The 20,227-nt window shown below is 44.2% G+C and carries 17 protein-coding genes; all 17 read left to right on the top strand.

All coding sequences use genetic code 11. From position 1 onward, the window contains the following. Positions 1-75 precede the first annotated feature (75 nt). Positions 76-1,437: a ScyD/ScyE family protein gene (locus tag UH38_RS00820; protein ID WP_045052701.1), complete on the top strand. Its 1,362-nt coding sequence runs from the start codon at positions 76-78 to the stop codon at positions 1,435-1,437. A gap of 74 nt (positions 1,438-1,511) precedes the next feature. After that, a complete protein-coding gene (scyF, locus tag UH38_RS00815) occupies positions 1,512-2,678 on the top strand; it encodes a scytonemin biosynthesis PEP-CTERM protein ScyF (protein ID WP_045052700.1) in 1,167 nt (388 codons plus the stop codon). 45 nt (positions 2,679-2,723) lie between these two features. Next, entirely contained in the window at positions 2,724-3,395 is a 672-nt protein-coding gene (locus UH38_RS26120) for a PEP-CTERM sorting domain-containing protein (protein WP_045052699.1), read from the top strand. A gap of 114 nt (positions 3,396-3,509) precedes the next feature. Then, positions 3,510-4,550 (top strand): PEP-CTERM sorting domain-containing protein, encoded by a 1,041-nt coding sequence (locus UH38_RS00805; protein ID WP_052672208.1) that lies wholly within the window; start codon positions 3,510-3,512, stop codon positions 4,548-4,550. Between the two features lie 38 nt (positions 4,551-4,588). Next, positions 4,589-5,293 carry an EboA family metabolite traffic protein gene (locus UH38_RS00800; RefSeq protein WP_045052698.1) on the top strand — a complete coding sequence of 235 codons (705 nt, stop codon included), beginning with the start codon at positions 4,589-4,591 and terminating at the stop codon, positions 5,291-5,293. Between the two features lie 120 nt (positions 5,294-5,413). After that, the gene (locus UH38_RS00795; protein WP_072044861.1) at positions 5,414-6,313 is read left to right on the top strand and encodes a TatD family hydrolase; all 900 of its coding nucleotides are present in this window, start codon (positions 5,414-5,416) and stop codon (positions 6,311-6,313) included. Next, the gene (eboC, locus tag UH38_RS00790; protein WP_045052696.1) at positions 6,313-7,221 is read left to right on the top strand and encodes a UbiA-like protein EboC; all 909 of its coding nucleotides are present in this window, start codon (positions 6,313-6,315) and stop codon (positions 7,219-7,221) included. The genes UH38_RS00795 and eboC overlap by 1 nt, the downstream gene beginning before the upstream one ends. A gap of 102 nt (positions 7,222-7,323) precedes the next feature. Next, positions 7,324-7,980 (top strand): DsbA family oxidoreductase, encoded by a 657-nt coding sequence (locus UH38_RS00785; RefSeq protein ID WP_045052695.1) that lies wholly within the window; start codon positions 7,324-7,326, stop codon positions 7,978-7,980. Then, positions 7,964-9,154 (top strand): 3-dehydroquinate synthase, encoded by a 1,191-nt coding sequence (locus UH38_RS00780; protein ID WP_045052694.1) that lies wholly within the window; start codon positions 7,964-7,966, stop codon positions 9,152-9,154. Before UH38_RS00785 ends, UH38_RS00780 begins: the two co-directional genes overlap by 17 nt. Before the next feature lie 47 nt (positions 9,155-9,201). After that, positions 9,202-10,428 carry a metabolite traffic protein EboE gene (eboE, locus tag UH38_RS00775; protein WP_045052693.1) on the top strand — a complete coding sequence of 409 codons (1,227 nt, stop codon included), beginning with the start codon at positions 9,202-9,204 and terminating at the stop codon, positions 10,426-10,428. Between the two features lie 25 nt (positions 10,429-10,453). Further along, positions 10,454-11,824: an alkaline phosphatase family protein gene (locus tag UH38_RS00770; protein WP_045052692.1), complete on the top strand. Its 1,371-nt coding sequence runs from the start codon at positions 10,454-10,456 to the stop codon at positions 11,822-11,824. 642 nt (positions 11,825-12,466) lie between these two features. Then, positions 12,467-14,710, top strand: coding sequence for an anthranilate synthase (locus UH38_RS00765; RefSeq protein WP_045052691.1), 2,244 nt, complete (start codon positions 12,467-12,469; stop codon positions 14,708-14,710). A gap of 119 nt (positions 14,711-14,829) precedes the next feature. Further along, positions 14,830-15,648, top strand: a complete 819-nt coding sequence (gene trpC, locus UH38_RS00760; protein WP_045052690.1) for an indole-3-glycerol phosphate synthase TrpC — start codon at positions 14,830-14,832, stop codon at positions 15,646-15,648. Between the two features lie 32 nt (positions 15,649-15,680). Continuing rightward, positions 15,681-16,508, top strand: coding sequence for a tryptophan synthase subunit alpha (gene trpA, locus UH38_RS00755; protein WP_045052689.1), 828 nt, complete (start codon positions 15,681-15,683; stop codon positions 16,506-16,508). A 31-nt stretch (positions 16,509-16,539) separates the two neighbouring features. Further along, positions 16,540-17,772 (top strand): tryptophan synthase subunit beta, encoded by a 1,233-nt coding sequence (gene trpB / locus UH38_RS00750; RefSeq protein WP_082065284.1) that lies wholly within the window; start codon positions 16,540-16,542, stop codon positions 17,770-17,772. 136 nt (positions 17,773-17,908) lie between these two features. Then, positions 17,909-18,982 (top strand): anthranilate phosphoribosyltransferase, encoded by a 1,074-nt coding sequence (gene trpD, locus UH38_RS00745; RefSeq protein WP_045052687.1) that lies wholly within the window; start codon positions 17,909-17,911, stop codon positions 18,980-18,982. A gap of 169 nt (positions 18,983-19,151) precedes the next feature. Continuing rightward, entirely contained in the window at positions 19,152-20,216 is a 1,065-nt protein-coding gene (aroF, locus tag UH38_RS00740; protein ID WP_045052686.1) for a 3-deoxy-7-phosphoheptulonate synthase, read from the top strand. Positions 20,217-20,227 lie beyond the last annotated feature (11 nt).

The raw sequence follows: 20,227 nt of genomic DNA, 5'->3' as shown, positions 1-20,227 counted from the left end.
CCCCTCGAACCGAGAACTCATTACTGGGGATGCACTTTGATTACACCAACTACCAGCCGTCAAATCTCGAAAAATATGAAGTTTAAGTTATCTGCTTTTACATTTTTTTCTGTTTGTCTTGCTACTGTGGCAGGCACAACTACCGCTCAAGCTGCCTCTTTGACAACGATCGTTTCGGGAGTTAGCAACGCACGCGGCGTTAGCTTTGGTCCTGATGGTTCGCTCTACGTAGCAGAGCCAGGTGTCGGCGGAGACGGCAATTGTCAACCATCGCCAAGCACCTTTTTTCAGCCAATTTGTGCTGGCAATACAGGCTCGATCGTCAAAGTTGGCACTGATGGCAAACAAGAACGGATATTTCAAAACTTTGAATCTCTAGCAGAACAACCCTCTGGCAATCAGGGTGCTGGTCCTGCAGCTTTAGAGTTTGATTCCTACGGCAACGCTTATCTGCTAACTGGGTTTGCTGGCTATCCAGGCAACCGCGATAAAGAGACTCTCGAACTTGGTTCTAAGTACCCCATCCCCGAATCGCAACTTGCTACTTTCCCACCATCGACACCAGACGAAGTATTAAATACACCAAAGCTGGCGCAATTATACAAAGCAGACTTAGCAACTGGCGAACTAACCAGTATTTTCGACTTTGCTGAATATGAAATTGTTAACAATCCAGATGGCGGTGATATTGTCACCAATCCATACGATCTAGACATTGACGGTCATAAGGCTTATGTTACAGATGGTGGCGGAAACGCTGTTTATAGCATTGACATAGGTAGCGGTAATGCAACAGCAACAGCAGTTCCTAAAAACTTCATTGATAAAGGTGTTGTTGAAGGTTCTCTGCCACCAGGTGCTACCATTCCGCCAGGTCTGTTAGAAGAAAAAGATGGTAAGTTGGGGCTGCAATCTGTACCTACAGGTGGAGTAGTTGGTCCTGATGGTGCTTTGTATGTAGGCGAGTACACAGGCTTTCCTTATCCTGAAAATAAATCTCGGATCTTCCGCATCGGCGACGATGGCAAACCGGAAGTTTTTGCTGAAGGATTTAATAATATCAGCGAACTAACTTTTGACAAAGATGGCAACTTATTAGTTTTACAGTTTAGCGACCAGTCCCAGCTTACAGGCGACTTGACGCAGTTGCCTGGTTCTTTGATTCAGTTAGCCCCTGATGGCACGCGCACAACTTTAGTTGCTGCGGGCGAAGGCTTAGAGTCTGCTGACGGTCTAACGATTGGTCCTGACAACCAAATTTACGTCACAACACGCGGCGTAGGTCCTGAAAATGGTAGCGTCGTGCGGGTAAATAGAGGCGCAGAACCAGTTCCCGAACCTGCATCTGTATTAGGCATATTAGCTTTGAGTGCTACTGGAGTTGGCGCTAAGTTCAAGGGCAAACTCAAGCAGCTAACAAGCAAAGTTAAGGCTTAATTCAATGGCACGCGATCGCTCTTATGTAGGGCGATCGCATCTAAATAGCTTGCACCTCATCAGGAGTAAAAATCATGGAATTAATCAAAAATTTGTCATTAGTTGTTGCTGGTAGCGGCTTGATGCTAGTAGCAACAACCGAAGCCCAAGCAGTTACTCTTAGCTACGAAAGTTCCATCGGTAGACCAGCTAACTTCGCCGCAGGAGAAACTCCATTTACTCCAGGTACGGTTGCCATTCCCCAAGGTGTAGCCGTACAGGATAAAACAGGTAATGTCTTCATAGCCAATGACGTAACCGATCAAATCCAGGTCTTCGATTCTGGGGGTAAATTTATTCAAGGCTTTGGTGGTACGGGTAGCGGACCTGGGCAATTTGACGGGCAATCAGCGATCGCTTTTGAACCGAAGACTGGAAATTTATATGCGGGTGATGTTAACAACAACCGGATTAACATATTCGATCCCCAAGGTAACTATCTCAAATCCATTGCTCAAGGTCAATTTAGCGGATTAGTTGAAGGCAGACCTTTCTTCGGTCCATCGGGGATTGTATTTGACAATAACGGCAATGGATTCGTGGGCGACTATAGTAGCGATCGCATCCTGAAATTCGATACATCAAGTGGCGAAATAACTGGTTCTATTGGCAGCAACGGCACTGCGCCAGGACAATTTCAAGGTCCATCAGGCATAGCACTTACGCCTAAGGGAAATTTAGTTGTGACTGACCAGTTCAACAACCGCATTCAAGTGATCGACCAAGAAGGCAATGCGCTGCAAACTTTCGGCAAACAAGGTACTGGAGAGGGAGAGTTCAATCAGCCAATCGATGCCGAAGTGGACGAGAACGGTAATATTTACGTGACAGATTCTATCAATAGCCGCGTCCAGGTATTCGATAGCAATGGTGACTTTCTGAGTGCATTTGGCGAACCTGCCCGCGATGCAGAAGGAAATATCGTACCACCTTTAGCGTTGGGCGCACCCTCTCCCTATGGCGATCCCCTAGACCTCGAACCAGGTAAGTTTAATTGGACGGCAGGTTCAGACCTAAAAGATGGCAAGCTCTATGTGGGCGATTTCTTCCAAGGTCGCGTCCAGGTATTAAACGTTAACAACTCAGAGCCAGTGCCAGAACCTTCAACAATGTTGGGTTTAGCAGTGCTAGGTGGCGGAGCTTTTGCTGGCAAGTTGAAGCAGCGCCAACGTCTTGCAAATAAAGCAAAGGTTAAAGGTTAAAGAGAATTACAGAGCTTTCTACAAAATACTTGAGGACAGATACCAATGGAAGAGAATGAAGTTATAGCAACAGGTGGCAGCACTCAAGGCAATCCCGAAGAGTTACTAAGACAATCACCCTTTGGTCCGTTGTTCGACATTCCTGGCGTTGATGGTGTAGAAGATATTTTCGGTAACATCAACCCCCCAAGTGGTGGCGCTGCTTTTGGTGGCGGTGGTGCGCCCTCCTTCGATCAGAACTCGCCCTATGGTGGCAATCCCTTCGCTGGTGATAATTTCTGGAATGCCTTTGCTGGTGGTGTAAATCCTTCTAATCCATCTACCACAGGCGGTAGCAACGCTGGTGGCTTCCCCGGCGGTGGTGGTGGTAATACTGGCGGCTTCCCCGGCGGTGGTGGTAATACTGGTGGCTTCCCCGGCGGTGGCGGCGGTAACGCTGGTGGCTTCCCCGGCGGTGGCGGCGGCAATGGCACTCCTGTCAATCCCCTTGAAGGCGACAACTTTTGGGATACCTTTGCTGGTGGTGTTGACCCCACTGAGTTTTCTAGCGAAAATCTGCCCTCACAAGCATTTGTCGCCAGCAGCCAAGGAAATGCAAGTACGCCAGTTCCAGAACCTTCTTCAATGATTGGTGTTGCAGTTATTGGATTTGGAATTGCTGCTGGCAAATTTAAGCAGCGCCGGCGGGCAACAAAAGCTAGCCAATTTGAGCGATAAGCGCGATCGCACTCACATAAGGAAGATTAAAGTCTAAGTAACACTGGTAAAATACTGCTTTAATCTTCCTTTTCTTGCAAGCTGTATCAAGCAAAAATAGGAGGATGATTACTAATGTCAGCTAACGAACCTAGTACAACCAACATTGTTGTTGGTAACGGTATCGGCAATCCTTATGCTAGCGGCGGTAGTAGCAATCCTTTCGCTGATGGTAGCAAAGAAAATTCCTCTACTGAAGGCAAAGATCCCTTTAGCCATATTCCTGGTGGCAATCCTTTAGCTGGTGAGGAAAACCCCTTTGCTAGCGGTAATCCTCTTGCTGGTGGAGAAAACCCCTTTATTATCAATCGAGACACAGGCGACAATAACGCTGCCGTTGGTACAGGTAATTGGGATTTAAGCGATAATAACGCTACCATTGGTAACGGTAACTGGAATACCGACTCTGCTACTAACAATGCCACCATTGGCAACGGCAATTGGAAACGTGGTTCTGCTAGCAACAACGATACCATCGGCAACGGTAACTGGTACTTGAAGGATAGTAGCGATAATTCTACTCTTGGTAATGGTAACTGGCACTTTGGTAGCGACAACTCAACCATTGGTAACGGTAACTGGGACTATGGCAATAACAACTTAGTTATTGGCAACGGCAATTGGCTGTTTACCGATAACAACATAGTTATTGGTAATGGCAACTGGTTTCTAAATAGCGATGGCACTACTGGTAGCGCCAATCAAAATATCAATACTCTAGAGAGTTTATCTCCAGAGGTAAAACAGGATGTAAATAGTTTGGTTGACTACCTAATGGGTAGGTTTGGTAATGAATTTGTAAATGCAGGATTAACAAGCGATCTTGATGCAGAAGGCGCTCAGACATTTGATAAATTAATTCTTGCTCAAGGTCCTGATGACGGTAAAGGTTTGAGCGATATGTCTGAAGCTGACATAGCGCAATTATTAGGCGCGGTCAGTGGATTTTCAGGTAATGGTAACGATAACGCTGCTTGCTTTATAGGCTGTGGCGATCGCCCGATAAGTTCGCAGCCTGTACCAGAACCGAGTTCGGCATTGCCATTATTAGCACTGGGATTAGGGTATTTCTTCTGGTCTAAGAAGTTTAAAAGTAGAGCAACCAACAATTTCTGAAATTAGCGATCGCTCAAACACATATAAATATTACTTTTATGTCTTCTACAATTGGTGTTGACTTAATTTCTACCAGTGACTTATTACGTCGCTGGCTTTCGCAACATATAACCCCAGAGGCTTATGCTTGGCTAGACCAAAAAAGCCAGCAAATTGCCCAAGGTGCTGCTTTAAGAGTATTTTTTACAACTTTTAGTGCCGTACCGCGCTACACGGGAAAGCAAGATTTAGCATTAACACAAGCAGAACTACAAACAGCACAAGCCTATAGGCAAGGCTGGAATCCTCAAGCTTGGAGCGTAGATCAAGCGGCGCGGACGTTGTTATTATTAGCGCTACCTCAAGATGAGGCAAAAAAGTATGTACTGGCATTAGAGCAAGTTTTTACTACTGCTGATATGGGGGAATTAGTAGCGTTATATCAAGCCTTGCCGTTGTTACCTTACCCAGAAAAGTTTCGCAATCGAGCAGCGGAAGGACTGCGGAGTAACATCGTTGCTGTATTTAATGCGATCGCTTTACGCAATCCTTATCCTCAAGAGTATTTTGACGATCTTGCTTGGAATCAAATGGTACTGAAGGCGCTATTTGTAGGTAGTCCTTTGCATCAAATTCAGGGATTAGGCGATCGCGCTAACACCCAACTAGGACAGATGTTAACTGATTATGCTAACGAGCGTCTGGCTGCTCATCGTTCTGTTTCTCCCGAACTTTGGCAATTGGTTGAAATTTGTAAAAAATAATCGGTTTTTTCTGTTGGGCGTGGTGGGTAGGCATTGATTTTTTCTCTGCTAGATGTGGCGGGTAGACGTAGCAGTGCTACGTCTCTACGTAATGCATAACACAATATATAGGCATTATTTATGTATATAGATCCTCATATTCACATGACCGCTCGGACTACTTATGATTACCTGATTATGCGCGAATCGGGTATTGTGGCGGTGATTGAACCTGCTTTCTGGCTCGGACAACCTCGGACTAATGCTGGCTCGTTCCAAGACTATTTTAGTAGCTTGGTTGGCTGGGAACGCTTTAGATCCGGGCAGTTTGGCATTCGTCATTACTGCACAATTGGCTTGAATCCGAAGGAAGCTAATAATGAAGCCTTGGCTGCGGAAGTAATGGAATTATTGCCTTTGTTTGCTTGTAAAGAGGGTGTTGTAGCTATTGGTGAAATTGGCTACGACGACATGACTAAGGCAGAAGATAAGTGTTTTCGAGCGCAGCTAGAATTAGCCAAAGAGTTAGATATGGTGGTATTGATCCATACTCCTCACCGCAACAAAAAAGCAGGTACGAGTCAGAGTATGGATGTTTGTATCGAACATGGCTTAGATCCAGCCAAAGTAGTTATTGACCACAATAACGAAGAGACTGTACGCGAAGTTTTAGATCGCGGCTTTTGGGCGGCTTTTACAATTTATCCGCATACCAAAATGGGTAATGCGCGGATGGTGGAAGTAGTGCGCCAGTATGGATGCGATCGCATTATTGTCGATAGTAGTGCTGATTGGGGGATTAGCGATCCTTTAGCTGTACCGAAAACTGCCCAGTTGATGCAAGAACGGGGTATTTTTGAAAGTCATATTCGCGCTGTTTGTTACGAAAATGCCCTTGCTGTTTACAGTCAAAGCGGACAAATGCAAGCTTCTGATTGGCTCGATCCTCAACCTATAGATCGACGGCAATTATTTAACGATAATTCTGTATTGCGCGGACAAGAACCAGTAGGAGAGCGCGATTATGCGCTAATTGAGTAATGAGTATTTCCTTAGATCGCCAGCAAAACTACAGCGTACGCGATCGCATTTGGGCTTATTTGCAGATAATTCGCCCAGCTAATATTGTCACTGCTTGGGCAGATATCTTAACTGGTTTTGCTGTCACAAGTTTAGATAACCCTCTGCCTTTAGCTTGGCTATTATTAGCAACAACCGGACTTTATGGCGGTGGTGTTGTTTTTAACGATGTGTTTGATGCCGAATTAGATGCCCAAGAGCGTCCAGAAAGACCAATTCCTACTGGTAGAGCCTCCATTCGCGGGGCAACTATCTTAGGGAGTAGTTTATTAATAGTTGGTGTAGTTGCAGCGGCTCAAGTTTCATTATTTAGCGCTCTAATTGCTGCAAGTATTGCTTTGGCGGCGCTAGTTTACGATGCCTGGAACAAACACCATCCCATACTTGGTCCTTTAAATATGGGCTGTTGTCGTGGTGGTAATTTACTCTTGGGGATGAGTGCATTTCCGCTGCTAGTCAGAGAGTGTTGGTTTTTAGCACTTATTCCCATTTTGTATATTGCCGCAATTACAGCCATTAGCCGAGGCGAGGTACACGGGGGTAAAAGTAGCACAGGAAAAGTTGCTCTTCTATTACTGGCGATCGTTTTGGGGGGGTTGATAGCGCTGGGATTATTGCCTAATTACTTTGTTGTTGCGGCTTTACCTTTTTTAGTGTTGTTTGCAGGTAGGGTATTACCACCTTTTATTCGGGCTACTTACGATCCTAGTGCTGATACTATCCGCAAAGCTGTAAAAACTGGCGTTTTATCGCTAATTCTTTTAGATGCTACTGTGGCGGCTGGTTTTGCTGGCTGGTTGTACGGTTTGCTAGTTTTGGGTTTGCTGTTGGTGTCGATGGGATTGGCGAAATTGTTTGCGGTGACGTGAATTTAATGTTGTGGTATCCCGTATGGACGTTGCCATATCCGTAGAGCCGTTGCACTGCAACGTTTCTACAGGTGGGTGGTTATTACAAATTATGTAAATTTTATGTTGATTGACATTTTTCACGATACGGCTTGCCCTTGGTGTCGGATTGGCAAAAAATATTTGTTTGACGCACTATCGCAATGGCAAGGTGAGGCGGTAACTATTCGCTGGCAGCCTTTTTTGTTGGATGACACTATTCCGAGCCAAGGGATTGATTTTCGCACGTTTATGATGCAGCGAAAGGGTGTAGGAGAGAGCCAGTTATCGCAGCTATTTAGCTATGCCAAACAAGCAGGTGAGATCGCTGGAGTTAAGTTAGATTTTAATAACATTCCTTTGGCTGTCAATACAACTAATTCTCATCGGCTAATTGCGTTGACACCAGCAGAACATCAAAACGCTGTTGTCGAAGCAGTTTATCAAGCTTATTTTGAAGATGGTTTAAATATTGGCGATGTGGAAACACTTGTAAATTTAGCTCAAAATTTTGGTTTTAGCGATCGCCAATTACGCGCACAATTGCATGGCAACGCAGCGCTAGCTGAAGTTGTGGCGCAATCTCAAGCAGCAAGATTTCAAGGTATTAGTAGCGTACCATTTTTCCGCTTTAACGAGCAAATTAATGTGAGTGGTTCGCAATCAGTAGCAGTATCTCTCCAAGCATTACAGCAAGCAGATTCAAAGCAATTATCTCAAAATCATGGTTATCGATCTTAAGCGCAAGCATTCCTACAATCCACAACCCATTCGGCAACGAGTTGCTGTTACTTTTGACTACGACGTACTGTTTACAACTGGATTATTTGAATTAGATAATCCCATGCTGGCAGACGTTGTAGCCGCAGATGGCGAACCAGGGACAAAAAGAGCGATCGCAGTATTTGACTCTGGTTTATTGCCTCATTATCAGGATTTAGTAGAGCAAATAACAGCCTATACCAACCACTACGACGATGTTTTAACTTTAGTCACCGAACCTTTAGTTGTACCAGGTGGAGAAGCAGCTAAAAACGATCCTCAGTTGTTAGCGCAAATTCACCAAGTTATTAATGATGTGGGTTTGTGTCGCCATTCTTATGTTTTAGCGATCGGTGGTGGTGCAGTTTTAGATATGGTAGGGTATGCTGCGGCAACTGCACATCGCGGCGTACGTTTGATTCGCATTCCGACAACAGTATTGGCACAAAACGATTCTGGTGTGGGCGTGAAAAATGGCATCAATGCTTTTGGCAAGAAGAACTTTTTAGGCAGTTTTGCTCCTCCTTATGCTGTTTTAAATGATTTTGCTTGGCTGGAAACATTGGACGATCGCGATTGGCGATCGGGTATTGCTGAAGCTGTTAAAGTAGCTTTAATCAAAGATGCTGACTTTTTTGAGTTTATTGTGTCTCATGCCGAGAAATTGGCACGTAGAGACATGGAAACGATGCAACAATCGATCTATCGTTGCGCCCAGTTGCATTTAGAACATATTGCTAGTAGTGGCGATGCGTTTGAAAAGGGTTCTTCTCGCCCGTTGGATTTTGGACATTGGGCGGCGCATAGGTTAGAACATTTGACTAATTATCGCTTGCGTCATGGTGAGGCGGTTGCGATTGGGATTGCTTTAGATAGTACGTATTCCTATTTAGCTGGGCTGCTTTCAGTAAACCAGTGGCAGCAGATTTTGAATACACTTCGGGCTTTAGGATTCGATCTATTTGTACCAGAACTTGCCGAACAGTTAGCATCTCCTCTATCTTCTCGTTGTTTGTTAGCTGGGCTTACAGAGTTTAGAGAACATTTAGGAGGAGAGTTGACTTTGATGCTGCTAGAAGGTGTAGGGCGTGGTTTAGAGGTGCATGAAGTGGATGTGAGTTTGTATTGGCGGGCGATTGAAATGTTGAGATAACGCCAAGAGGTTTAGTAGCGATTTAGCGATCTAAAAAAGTTCTAGCAATGAAAATCGGAAATAACTTGCATCTAACATATTGCTCTAACATTCATCCTGGTGAAAAGTGGCACGAAGTTTTCGGCAACTTAGAGCAGTATATTCCTATTTTGCGATCGCGTTTGTCGCCCCAAGAGTCATTTGGCATCGGGCTGCGTCTAGCTGATGTTGCTGTGCGAGAATTATTAGCAGGAGATAATTTAAGCTGTTTCCAGACTTGGCTTGGCGAGCGCAATTTATACGTATTTACCCTAAATGGCTTTCCTTATGGGGGTTTTCACAATCAGGTTGTCAAAGATCGCGTTTATGCGCCTGATTGGACAAAGCAAGAACGGTTAGACTATACAGTAGGCTTGGCAAAGATTTTAGCAGTTTTGTTGCCACAAGGAATAGATGGGGGCATTTCAACATTGCCTCTATCTTATAAACCTTGGTGGAAAACGGATAAAGCTGCTTGCGAACAGGTTTTTCGAGATAGTTGTCATCATCTTGCTTTACTGACAGCCGAACTAATGAAAATTCGTCAGCAAACAGGGAAGTTTATCCATATTGATATTGAACCTGAACCGGATGGCTTAATTGAAAATTCGCTGGAAGTTGTTGAGTTTTTCCAGGAATGGTTGTTACCTGTTGGTGGTGCTTATTTAGCCGAACATTTAGGTATGGCTAGAGAACTCGCTGAGGCGCATTTATTAAATTACACCCAGATTTGCTACGATACTTGTCATTTTGCAGTGGAATATGAAGATCCAAGCCAGGTTTTCGCTCGTTTTCAGGCAGCAGGTATCAAAATCGGTAAAATTCAACTTAGTGCAGCTATTCAAGTTGCTTTGAATGGTAATCGGCGTTTGTTGCTAGAAAGGTTGCGTCCTTTTGCTGAATCAACTTATTTGCATCAGGTAATTGAACGTTGGGAAGATGGTTCATTGCATCATTATGCGGATTTAGCTGCTGCTTTGCCATATTTGGAAGATTCTCCAGCTAAAGAATGGCGCACTCATTTCCACGTACCGATTTTTATCCACGATTACCAGGTATTGCAGTCTACTCAAGACGATATTGTTACAGTTCTAAACTTGCTGCAAAATAATCCTGTCTGTCAGCACCTAGAGATTGAAACCTATACCTGGGATGTACTCCCAAGCGAGATGAAAATCGATTTGCTTGCATCTATTCAAAGGGAATATGAGTGGGTGTTAACAGTGACCAGTGACCAGTTACCAGTGACCAGTTAAAAGTCAACAGTTATATATAAATATTATGCAAAAAACAGTAGTGCTGAATGTTGTTGGCTTAACGTCCAACTTATTAGGCGAACATACCCCTTTTTTATCTCAGTGGGTAAGTAAAGGAAAAGTAGCCAATATTAAACCTGTATTACCTGCTGTCACTTGTTCTGTGCAAGCTACGTATCTAACTGGGAAACTGCCTAACGAACATGGTATTGTTGCTAACGGCTGGTACTTCCGCGATGAATGCGAAGTTAAGTTTTGGCGGCAGTCAAATAAACTGGTGCAAGCTCCTAAATTATGGGATATTGCTAAAACTATCGATCCTACTTTTACTTGTGCCAACTTGTTCTGGTGGTACAATATGTACTCTTCGGTAGACTACGCAGTTACGCCGCGCCCGATGTATCCAGCTGATGGACGCAAGATTCCTGATATCTATACTCAGCCTAGCGAAATGCGATCGCATCTTAATGCCGATCTAGGTCAATTCCCATTATTCAATTTTTGGGGTCCTAATACTTCTATTGCCTCTAGTAAATGGATTGCAGAGTCGGCAAAATGGACTGAGGAACGCTACAACCCTACTTTAACTTTAGTTTATTTACCTCATCTAGATTACTGTTTGCAGCGTTTTGGACCTAACGATGCCAAAATTTACCCAGATTTGCAGGAAATTGATGCAGTTTGCGCTGATTTGATTAATTTCTATGAGTCTCGTAATGCTCAAGTTATTGTTTTATCAGAGTACGGTATTTCTGAAGTTTCGCGCCCAGTTCACCTCAACCGCGTGTTAAGGGAAAATGGTTTGTTGCAAGTACGCGAAGAATTAGGACGAGAATTGTTAGATCCTGGTGCTAGTATCGCTTTTGCTGTTGCCGATCACCAGGTTGCTCATGTTTATGTCAACGATCCGGTTTATATTGCTAAAGTACGGGACATTCTGGAATCAATAGAGGGTGTCGCGCAGGTATTAGAGGATGACAAACAATCTTATCATCTCAATCATGCTAGATCCGGTGAATTGGTAGCGATCGCTGCACCTGATAGCTGGTTTACTTATTACTATTGGTTAAATGACTCTTTTGCTCCTGATTTTGCCCAAACTGTAGATATTCACCGTAAACCTGGATACGATCCGGTTGAACTTTTTATCAATCCGCAGTTTAAGTTTCCTTTGCTTAATGTCGGTGCAAAACTTCTGAAGAAAAAATTAGGTTTCCGCTATTTGATGGATGTTATTCCTTTAGATGCATCTTTAGTTCGCGGTTCTCACGGTTCTATCAATGTTCCACCTCAAGAGGAACCTTTATTTATCAGCCAAAATAGTGCTTGTTTACATACTAATGCGATCGCTGCTACTGATGTTTGTCAGTTAATTTTGCAACACCTTACTAATTAAATAGTAATTGTTATCTTGATAACAATTAAAACGATGACTTATTACTATAATTACCGCTTAATTTTCAAGTAACAAAGACCAATTTAATTAAAACTTGCAAATACCAAATTGTTTTATCCAAGCATCTTCTCAGTCCGCGCAGGCAAACTTTGTTATGCGATCGCGAATTACATTCGATAGAAAATATTGCAAAACTCGATTTTGTCTATGTCTAAAGTATTATAAAAATCAATTTAGTTTATTCCTTAAGTTAGAGAACGTACTAATTTTAAAGAGGACGAATAGCAAAGTATCTTACTAAGAAGAAAATGATTGTTATTCAATGAAATCAAAAGAATTGATGCGCCGATCGAAAAAATTTTCATTGTAATTATTTGTTAATATCAATTAATCTTCTTATAGAACGGCTTTATTTAGCAGAAAAATAGAAACTGCACGATCGCTATCAAAATTACATTTAGTTTTTACGTTCGTAACGGTAATAAAGTTTTAGGGTGTAATCTACCAAATAGTATGTAAATTAACGAATTTATGGCATTTGAAAAGGCTGTAGCAGTTAACTTATTTACTATTGAAAATCAGCCTTGTGAAGAAGCGATCGCTTTCCTTCCTATATCCAAGCAGTAATCAGAGAAGTTACCTATGATGTTTGATTCCCACTGCTATGTAACAAAAAGTGGTGTTAGTATATCTCGATCTGTCACAGAAATCGTGATGGAGACTGCCCTCGACGATATCTTATGGAGCCTAAATTCTCAACGTGGTGGCTTGTTAAATAGCAGCTACGAGTATCCAGGTAGATATAAAAGATGGGCGATGGGATTTGTTAATCCACCACTCGAACTGAGTACGTGCGATCGCTCTTTCACACTCAAGGCATTAAACGAACGCGGTAAGATACTTTTACCCTTCCTCGCCGAACGTCTAGCGAGAAAGTCGCAACTCGAACAACTCACAGTAAACGAAACCTGTATCGCTGGCGCTGTAGTGCAAACAGACGAGTTATTTGCAGAAGAAGAACGCAGCAAGCAACCTTCAGCATTTACAATCGTCCGCGAACTACTACATACTTTTGCTAGCAACGAAGACGAACATTTAGGGTTGTACGGCGCATTTGGCTACGACTTGGTATATCAGTTTGAGTCTATTGCCAAATTACGGGAAAGACCAGAAGATCAGCGGGATGTGGTGCTGTACCTACCCGACGAACTGGTAATTGTTGACTACTACTTGCAAAGTGCATTTTTGTTGCAGTACGAATTTGAAACGCAACAAGGTAGTACAGTTGGTTTACCTCGCATCGGTGAAGCAATTGATTATCGGGGCGATCGCTTAGTTCCTAGCCAAAAAGCAGATCACGCACCAGGCGAGTATGCTAGCAAAGTGCAGACAGCTTTAGAATACTTCCGCCGAGGAGATTTATTTGAGGTTGTTCCCAGCCAAAACTTCTTTACAGCCTGTGAAGAATCCCCTAGTAAGTTATTTCAGACATTACAGAAAATCAACCCCAGTCCTTACGGCTTTATTTTCAACTTAGGCGGAGAGTATCTAATTGGTGCATCTCCCGAAATGTTTGTCAGAGTTGAAGGTAGACGCATTGAAACTTGCCCAATTAGTGGCACAATTAGCCGAGGACAAGATGCAATTGACGATGCCGAACAAATTTTGCAATTGCTCAACTCCAACAAAGACGAAGCCGAACTCACAATGTGTACGGACGTAGATCGAAACGACAAGTCGCGCATCTGCGAACCTGGATCGGTACGAGTCATCGGTCGCCGTCAAATTGAATTATACAGCCACTTAATTCACACTGTAGACCACGTAGAAGGCTTGCTAAGACCTGAGTTTGATGCTTTAGATGCCTTTTTGACTCATACTTGGGCAGTGACCGTTACAGGCGCACCCAAGCGGGCAGCAATGCAGTTTCTCGAACAACACGAACATAGCGTGCGGCGGTGGTATGGTGGTGCGGTAGGCTGTTTGACCTTCAATGGAGACTTAAATACAGGCTTGATCTTACGCACTATCCGCCTCAAAGATTCAATCGCCGAAGTACGGGCGGGGGCGACAGTACTGTATGATTCTCTGCCAGAGGCGGAAGAAAAGGAAACTAGAACTAAAGCAGCCGCACTGTTTGAGACAATTCACAACGCCAAACAAGTAACAAGCGGTGTAGTCGCCGATAGTGAAATTGTCAAAGAGCGATCGCCTATCAACGATACTCATAACAAGCGTGTCTTACTAATTGACTACGAAGACTCGTTCGTTCACACCTTAGCTAACTATATTCGCCAAACAGGGGCAACTGTAACAACTTTGCGTCATGGTTTCTCGGAATCAGTATTTGATACAGAAGATCCTGACTTAGTTGTATTATCTCCAGGTCCAGGCAGACCCCGCGATTTTGGCGTACCAGACACCGTTGCTGCTTGTATTCGCCGTCAAATCCCCATTTTTGGTGTTTGTTTGGGCTTGCAAGGCATCGTAGAAGCTTTTGGCGGGGAATTAGGAGTCCTCAACTATCCCCAACATGGCAAATCATCGCGGATTTTTGTTACAGACTCTAACTCTGGATTATTTCAAGACTTACCTGAATCTTTTGAAGTAGGTAGATACCATTCCTTATTTGCCATCCCGCAAAAATTACCACCAGAACTGAAGGTAACGGCAATTTCTCACGATGATGTAATTATGGGTATCGAACACCAAACTTTACCTATCGCCGCCGTTCAGTTCCATCCAGAGTCAATTATGACTTTAGCAGGGGAAACAGGACTATCAATTATTTCTAACGTCATCTTCACCTACGCCAAAGATAGACCCCACGAAAACCAAATAATGGACGGTAATACATTAAACGGTGCAGTCCTAACAGGTTCGTAAATTGCGATGTTGTCAAACAACCGCGATCGCAATATGACAAAATAACCGCCAACGTATGTAGAGACGTTGCACTGCAACGTCTCTACCGCCCCCGCAACATCCCAAAATAGGAGAAAATAGTGACGGTTACGCAGGCGAATCCCCAAAATATTCTCGCCAAAATCGTGCAGCAAAAAGAACAAGAAGTCGCCCAAATGGTGCAGCAGCAACCGATCGCAAATTTGCAAAAACAAGCGATCGCATCTCCCAAGCCACGCGACTTTCTTGGCGCTTTAAAAAACAGTCCCAGCTATCCTAGCCTAATTGCCGAAGTAAAAAAAGCATCTCCTAGCAAAGGCGTTATTCGCGCTGATTTTGACCCTATAGCGATCGCTAAAGCTTACGAAAAAGGTGGTGCAGCTTGCCTTTCAGTGCTTACTGACAGCAAGTTTTTTCAAGGTAGTTTTGACAATCTGCGCCTAGTTCGCCAAAACGTAGATTTGCCTTTGTTGTGTAAAGAGTTCATCATTGACCCTTATCAAGTATATTTAGCAAGGGCATCGGGTGCTGATGCAGTGCTGTTAATAGCTGCTATTCTTCCAGACAAGCAATTGTGGGAGTTGTTGCACCTGATTCAATCTCTGGGGATGGAGGCTTTAGTAGAAGTACATACCCTTGCTGAACTCGATAGAGTATTGTCCTCGCAACTGCGCCTAGTTGGGATTAATAACCGCGATTTGGATACTTTTGCCGTCGATTTGGCTACTACGCAGCAGTTGATGGTCAGTAGAAGACAACAATTACACTGTTTGGGGATTACAACTGTCAGCGAATCCGGTTTATTTACCCCCCAAGATTTGTCTTTAGTCGCCAAAGCTGGAGTTCGCAGTGTTTTGGTGGGAGAATCTTTAGTCAAGCAACCAGATATAGAACAAGCAGTAAGAAGTTTACTTTCATAGATAACTGCTTTATTTTTAGGTGAAATATTAAAATGAACGCTATTTCTTCACGCCTCCAATCTTTACGCGATCGCTCCCAATGTGCATTAATTCCCTTTATTACTGCTGGCGATCCTGATTTAGCCACTACCGCCGAGGCTTTGCAAGTATTAGACAGCAATGGTGCAGACTTAATTGAGTTGGGCGTTCCCTACTCCGATCCTCTGGCTGATGGACCTGTAATTCAAGCGGCTGCAACTCGTGCTTTGCAACAAGGAACTAAGTTAGAACAAGTGCTAGAAATGTTGCAAGCAGTAACTCCTAAGTTAAAAGCGCCGATAATTTTGTTTACCTACTACAACCCGATTTTAAATAGAGGTATTAGCTCATTTTTAGAGCAAGTCGCTAGTGTCGGCGTAAAAGGCTTAGTTGTCCCCGACTTACCTTTAGAAGAAGCAGACGAATTAATTGCTACTGCTGCAAATTGGGGCATTGAACTAATTTTATTAGTTGCACCGACCAGTTCTCAAACCAGAATAGATGCGATCGCAGGTAAATCTCAAGGATTTATTTATCTTGTCAGCGTTACAGGCGTAACCGGAATGCGAGCGCAAATTCAAAGCCGCGTTGCGGACTTGTTAACTCAAATGCGCCAAGTCACAGATAAGCCCATAGGCGTAGGTTTTGGCATCTCTCAGCCCGAACAAGCACGTCAAGTCAAAGAATGGGGTGCAGATGCAGTAATTGTCGGTAGCGCCTTCGTTAAAGCCCTATCCAGCGATGAGGGGTTGCAAGCAGTAGAATCATTGTGCAAAGAATTGAAAAGTGCGATCGCGCCAACAAAACAAGAAGGCGTACAACGCCTTGCGCCCGTTCATTAATTAATTTAGAGGATTTTAATAAGTGGTAAGCATCCAAGAAATTTATGATATAACGGCAACCGACCCCAAAAGACCAGATGCCTTGGGACGATTTGGCAAATTTGGCGGTAAATACGTGCCAGAAACCCTCATGCCTGCGCTTGAGGAATTAGAAGCAGCATTTAACAAATATTGCAACGATCCAGGTTTCCAGACAGAGTTAGAAGGTCTATTAAAAGATTATGTCGGTCGTCCTACACCCTTATACTTTGCCGAACGCTTGACAGCCCATTACGCCACAGCAAACAGCAGCCCGCAAATTTACCTCAAACGCGAAGACCTCAATCATACAGGCGCACACAAAATTAATAACGCCCTCGCCCAAGTATTACTCGCAAAACGCATGGGCAAGCAGCGGATTATTGCCGAAACAGGTGCAGGACAACATGGAGTAGCTACAGCTACAGTCTGCGCTCGTTTTGGCTTCGACTGCGTGATTTATATGGGCGTTCAAGATATGGAACGCCAGGCACTTAACGTCTTTCGGATGCGATTAATGGGTGCGGAAGTACGTCCAGTATCAGCAGGTACGGGAACCCTCAAAGATGCCACTTCAGAGGCGATTCGAGATTGGGTGACAAATGTAGAAAACACTCACTACATCCTCGGTTCTGTTGCAGGACCTCACCCTTATCCAATGCTAGTACGCGACTTTCACGCTGTGATCGGGCAAGAAACTCGTTGGCAAGCTATGGAGAAATGGGGCGGATTGCCTGATATTCTCCTTGCTTGTGTAGGCGGCGGATCGAATGCAATGGGTATATTCCATGAATTTATCCGCGATCGCAATGTTAGATTAATTGGCGTTGAGGCAGCAGGTGAAGGTGTAGATACAGAAAAACACGCCGCCACTTTAACCAAAGGACGAGTTGGCGTGTTGCATGGCGCAATGAGTTACTTATTGCAAGATGAAGATGGACAAGTAGTAGAAGCGCATTCAATTAGTGCAGGTTTAGATTATCCAGGTGTAGGTCCCGAACATAGTTTCCTCAAAGAAGTTGGACGCGCCGAGTATTACAGCGTTACCGACGAACAAGCATTAACAGCGTTGCAACTATTATCGCAGCGAGAAGGGATTATTCCTGCCTTAGAAACCGCTCATGCGATCGCTTATTTAGACACTCTTTGCCCTCAACTTACAGGTAGTCCCAAAATTGTCATCAACTGTTCGGGTCGAGGCGACAAAGACGTGCAAACTGTAGCCAAGGTTTTGCACAAAGACTAAAGCGCCTTGCGTGGTGGAATGAGAGATGAGGAGACAAGGAGACAAGGGAGATTAATTATATTAAATCTCTCCCTGCTTGACAAAACTTCCTCTACTCTCTTCTATTGCTAATTGCTAAATAACTATAAATACAGCCATGATAGCTACAACTCAAGCCCCAGCCTTAACTTCTATTGACTCGATTGCGTGGTCTAGTTTGTTGCAACAACTATTAGACGGGCAAAGTCTTAACGTTCCGCAAGCGGCTGATTTGATGCAAGGCTGGCTGACAGAAACAATTCCCCCCGTACTATCGGGCGCAATATTAGCAGCGATTCAAGCCAAAGGAGTATCTACTGAAGAATTAGTTGGGATGGCGCAGGTTTTACACGCCCAATCGTCAATTCCTACTAACAAATTTTCCCTGACTACTCCCTTAATAGATACCTGTGGAACTGGGGGAGATGGAGCGTCTACTTTTAATATTTCCACTGCTGTAGCCTTCGTTGCAGCAGCAGCAGGAGTCAAAGTAGCCAAACACGGCAATCGTTCGGCATCTAGCAAAACAGGTTCGGCAGATGTATTAGAAGCTGTAGGCATAAATCTCAACTCCCATCCAGAGAAAGTTACAGCCGCAGTTGAAGAAGTTGGCATTACCTTTTTATTTGCGCCAGGTTGGCATCCCGCCCTCAAAGCTGTAGCGCCTTTACGCAAAACATTAAAGGTGCGTACCATATTTAACCTGCTAGGTCCATTAGTCAACCCCATGCAACCAACAGGGCAAATCATTGGCGTTTGCGATCCAGCATTAGTAGAAACGATCGCCAAAGCATTATCGCAACTAGGCACGCAAAAAGCGATCGTCGTGCGCGGTAGGGAAAAATTAGACGAAGCAGGATTAGCAGATATCAACGATCTAGCGGTATTAGAAAACAAGCAAGTACGCCTAACAACATTAAACCCTGAAGAACTTGGACTACAAACAGCAGCAACCGCAGAAATTCGCGGCGGAGATGTCGAGGAAAACGCGCAAATTCTCAAAAACGTCCTGCAAGGCAAAGGCACAAAAGCACAACAAGATGTAGTCGCCTTAAACACAGCCTTAGCCCTACAAGTAGGCAGCGTAACCGAACCTGGAGATTACAGACAAGGAATTGCGATCGCCAGCGACATCCTCACTAGCGGTGCAGCTTGGTCAAAATTAGAGCAATTAGTCAAATTCATGCAGTAACGCAAATTTTCTCCAAAGCACATCACCAACGCAACGAATGTGGCGTGCTATCTGCATTCATCAGCGTTTATCTGCGTTCGTGCATCAAAATCTACTGCTCAAAATTGTCAAGGCGATCGCCCAAGATTCGCCTATCTCCACCATGCAAACATAATTACCCAGGAAAACCATGATTATCGTTATCAAAACTGGTACACCCGAAGCTGAAATTAGTCGCATTGGGCAAGAATTGTATAAATCTTGGGGCATAATGTCCGAGAAAATCGTTGGACGCAACAAAGTAGTCATCGGCTTAATTGGCGATACAGCCAGCCTAGATCCAATGCAAATCCAAGAAACTAGCCCTTGGATCGAGCAAGTATTACGAGTACAAAAACCTTTCAAGCGCGTCAGCCGCGAATTTCGTCACGGAGAACCTAGCGACGTTATTGTATCAACTCCCAACGGTCCCGTTCACTTCGGCGAAGGGCATCCAGTAGTATTGATTGCTGGACCTTGCTCAGTAGAAAATGAAGAAATGATTGTCGAAACTGCCAAGCGAGTCAAGGCAGCAGGCGCAAAGTTCTTACGTGGAGGAGCATACAAGCCCCGCACCTCACCTTATGCCTTTCAGGGACATGGTGAAAGCGCTTTAAACCTACTTGCCGCAGCCCGCGCCGCTACAGGTTTAGGCATTGTTACCGAAATTATGGACACTGCCGATTTAGATGCAGTAGCAGGTGTAGCTGACATCGTGCAAATTGGGGCGCGGAATATGCAAAACTTCGCCCTATTAAAAAAAGTAGGCGCTCAAGATAAGCCCATCTTACTCAAGCGAGGAATGTCTGCAACGATTGATGAATGGCTGATGGCAGCAGAATACTTATTAGCTGCGGGCAATCCCAACGTTATCCTTTGCGAACGCGGTATTCGGACTTTTGATGCTAAGTATGCGCGTAACACCTTAGATTTATCAGTTATCCCTGTATTGCGAAGTCTAACTCACCTCCCCATCACCATCGACCCCAGTCACGGTACGGGTAAATCTGAATACGTACCGCCAATGGCATTAGGTGCGATCGCCGCCGGAACAGATGCCCTAATGATTGAAGTTCACCCCAACCCAGCCAAAGCCCTATCAGACGGTCCCCAATCACTAACTTTCGACAGTTTCGATAGTTTAGTGCGAGAAATGGCAGTAATCGGCAAAGCCGTAGATCGTTGGTCAACTCAGCCTGCAATGGCAACTGCTTAATCAGTGACCAG

Origin of the sequence: Aliterella atlantica CENA595, from assembly GCF_000952155.1 — a bacterium.
GTDB classification, from domain to species: Bacteria; Cyanobacteriota; Cyanobacteriia; order Cyanobacteriales; family Chroococcidiopsidaceae; genus Aliterella; species Aliterella atlantica.
This window is presented reverse-complemented; position numbering and strand designations above follow the sequence as displayed.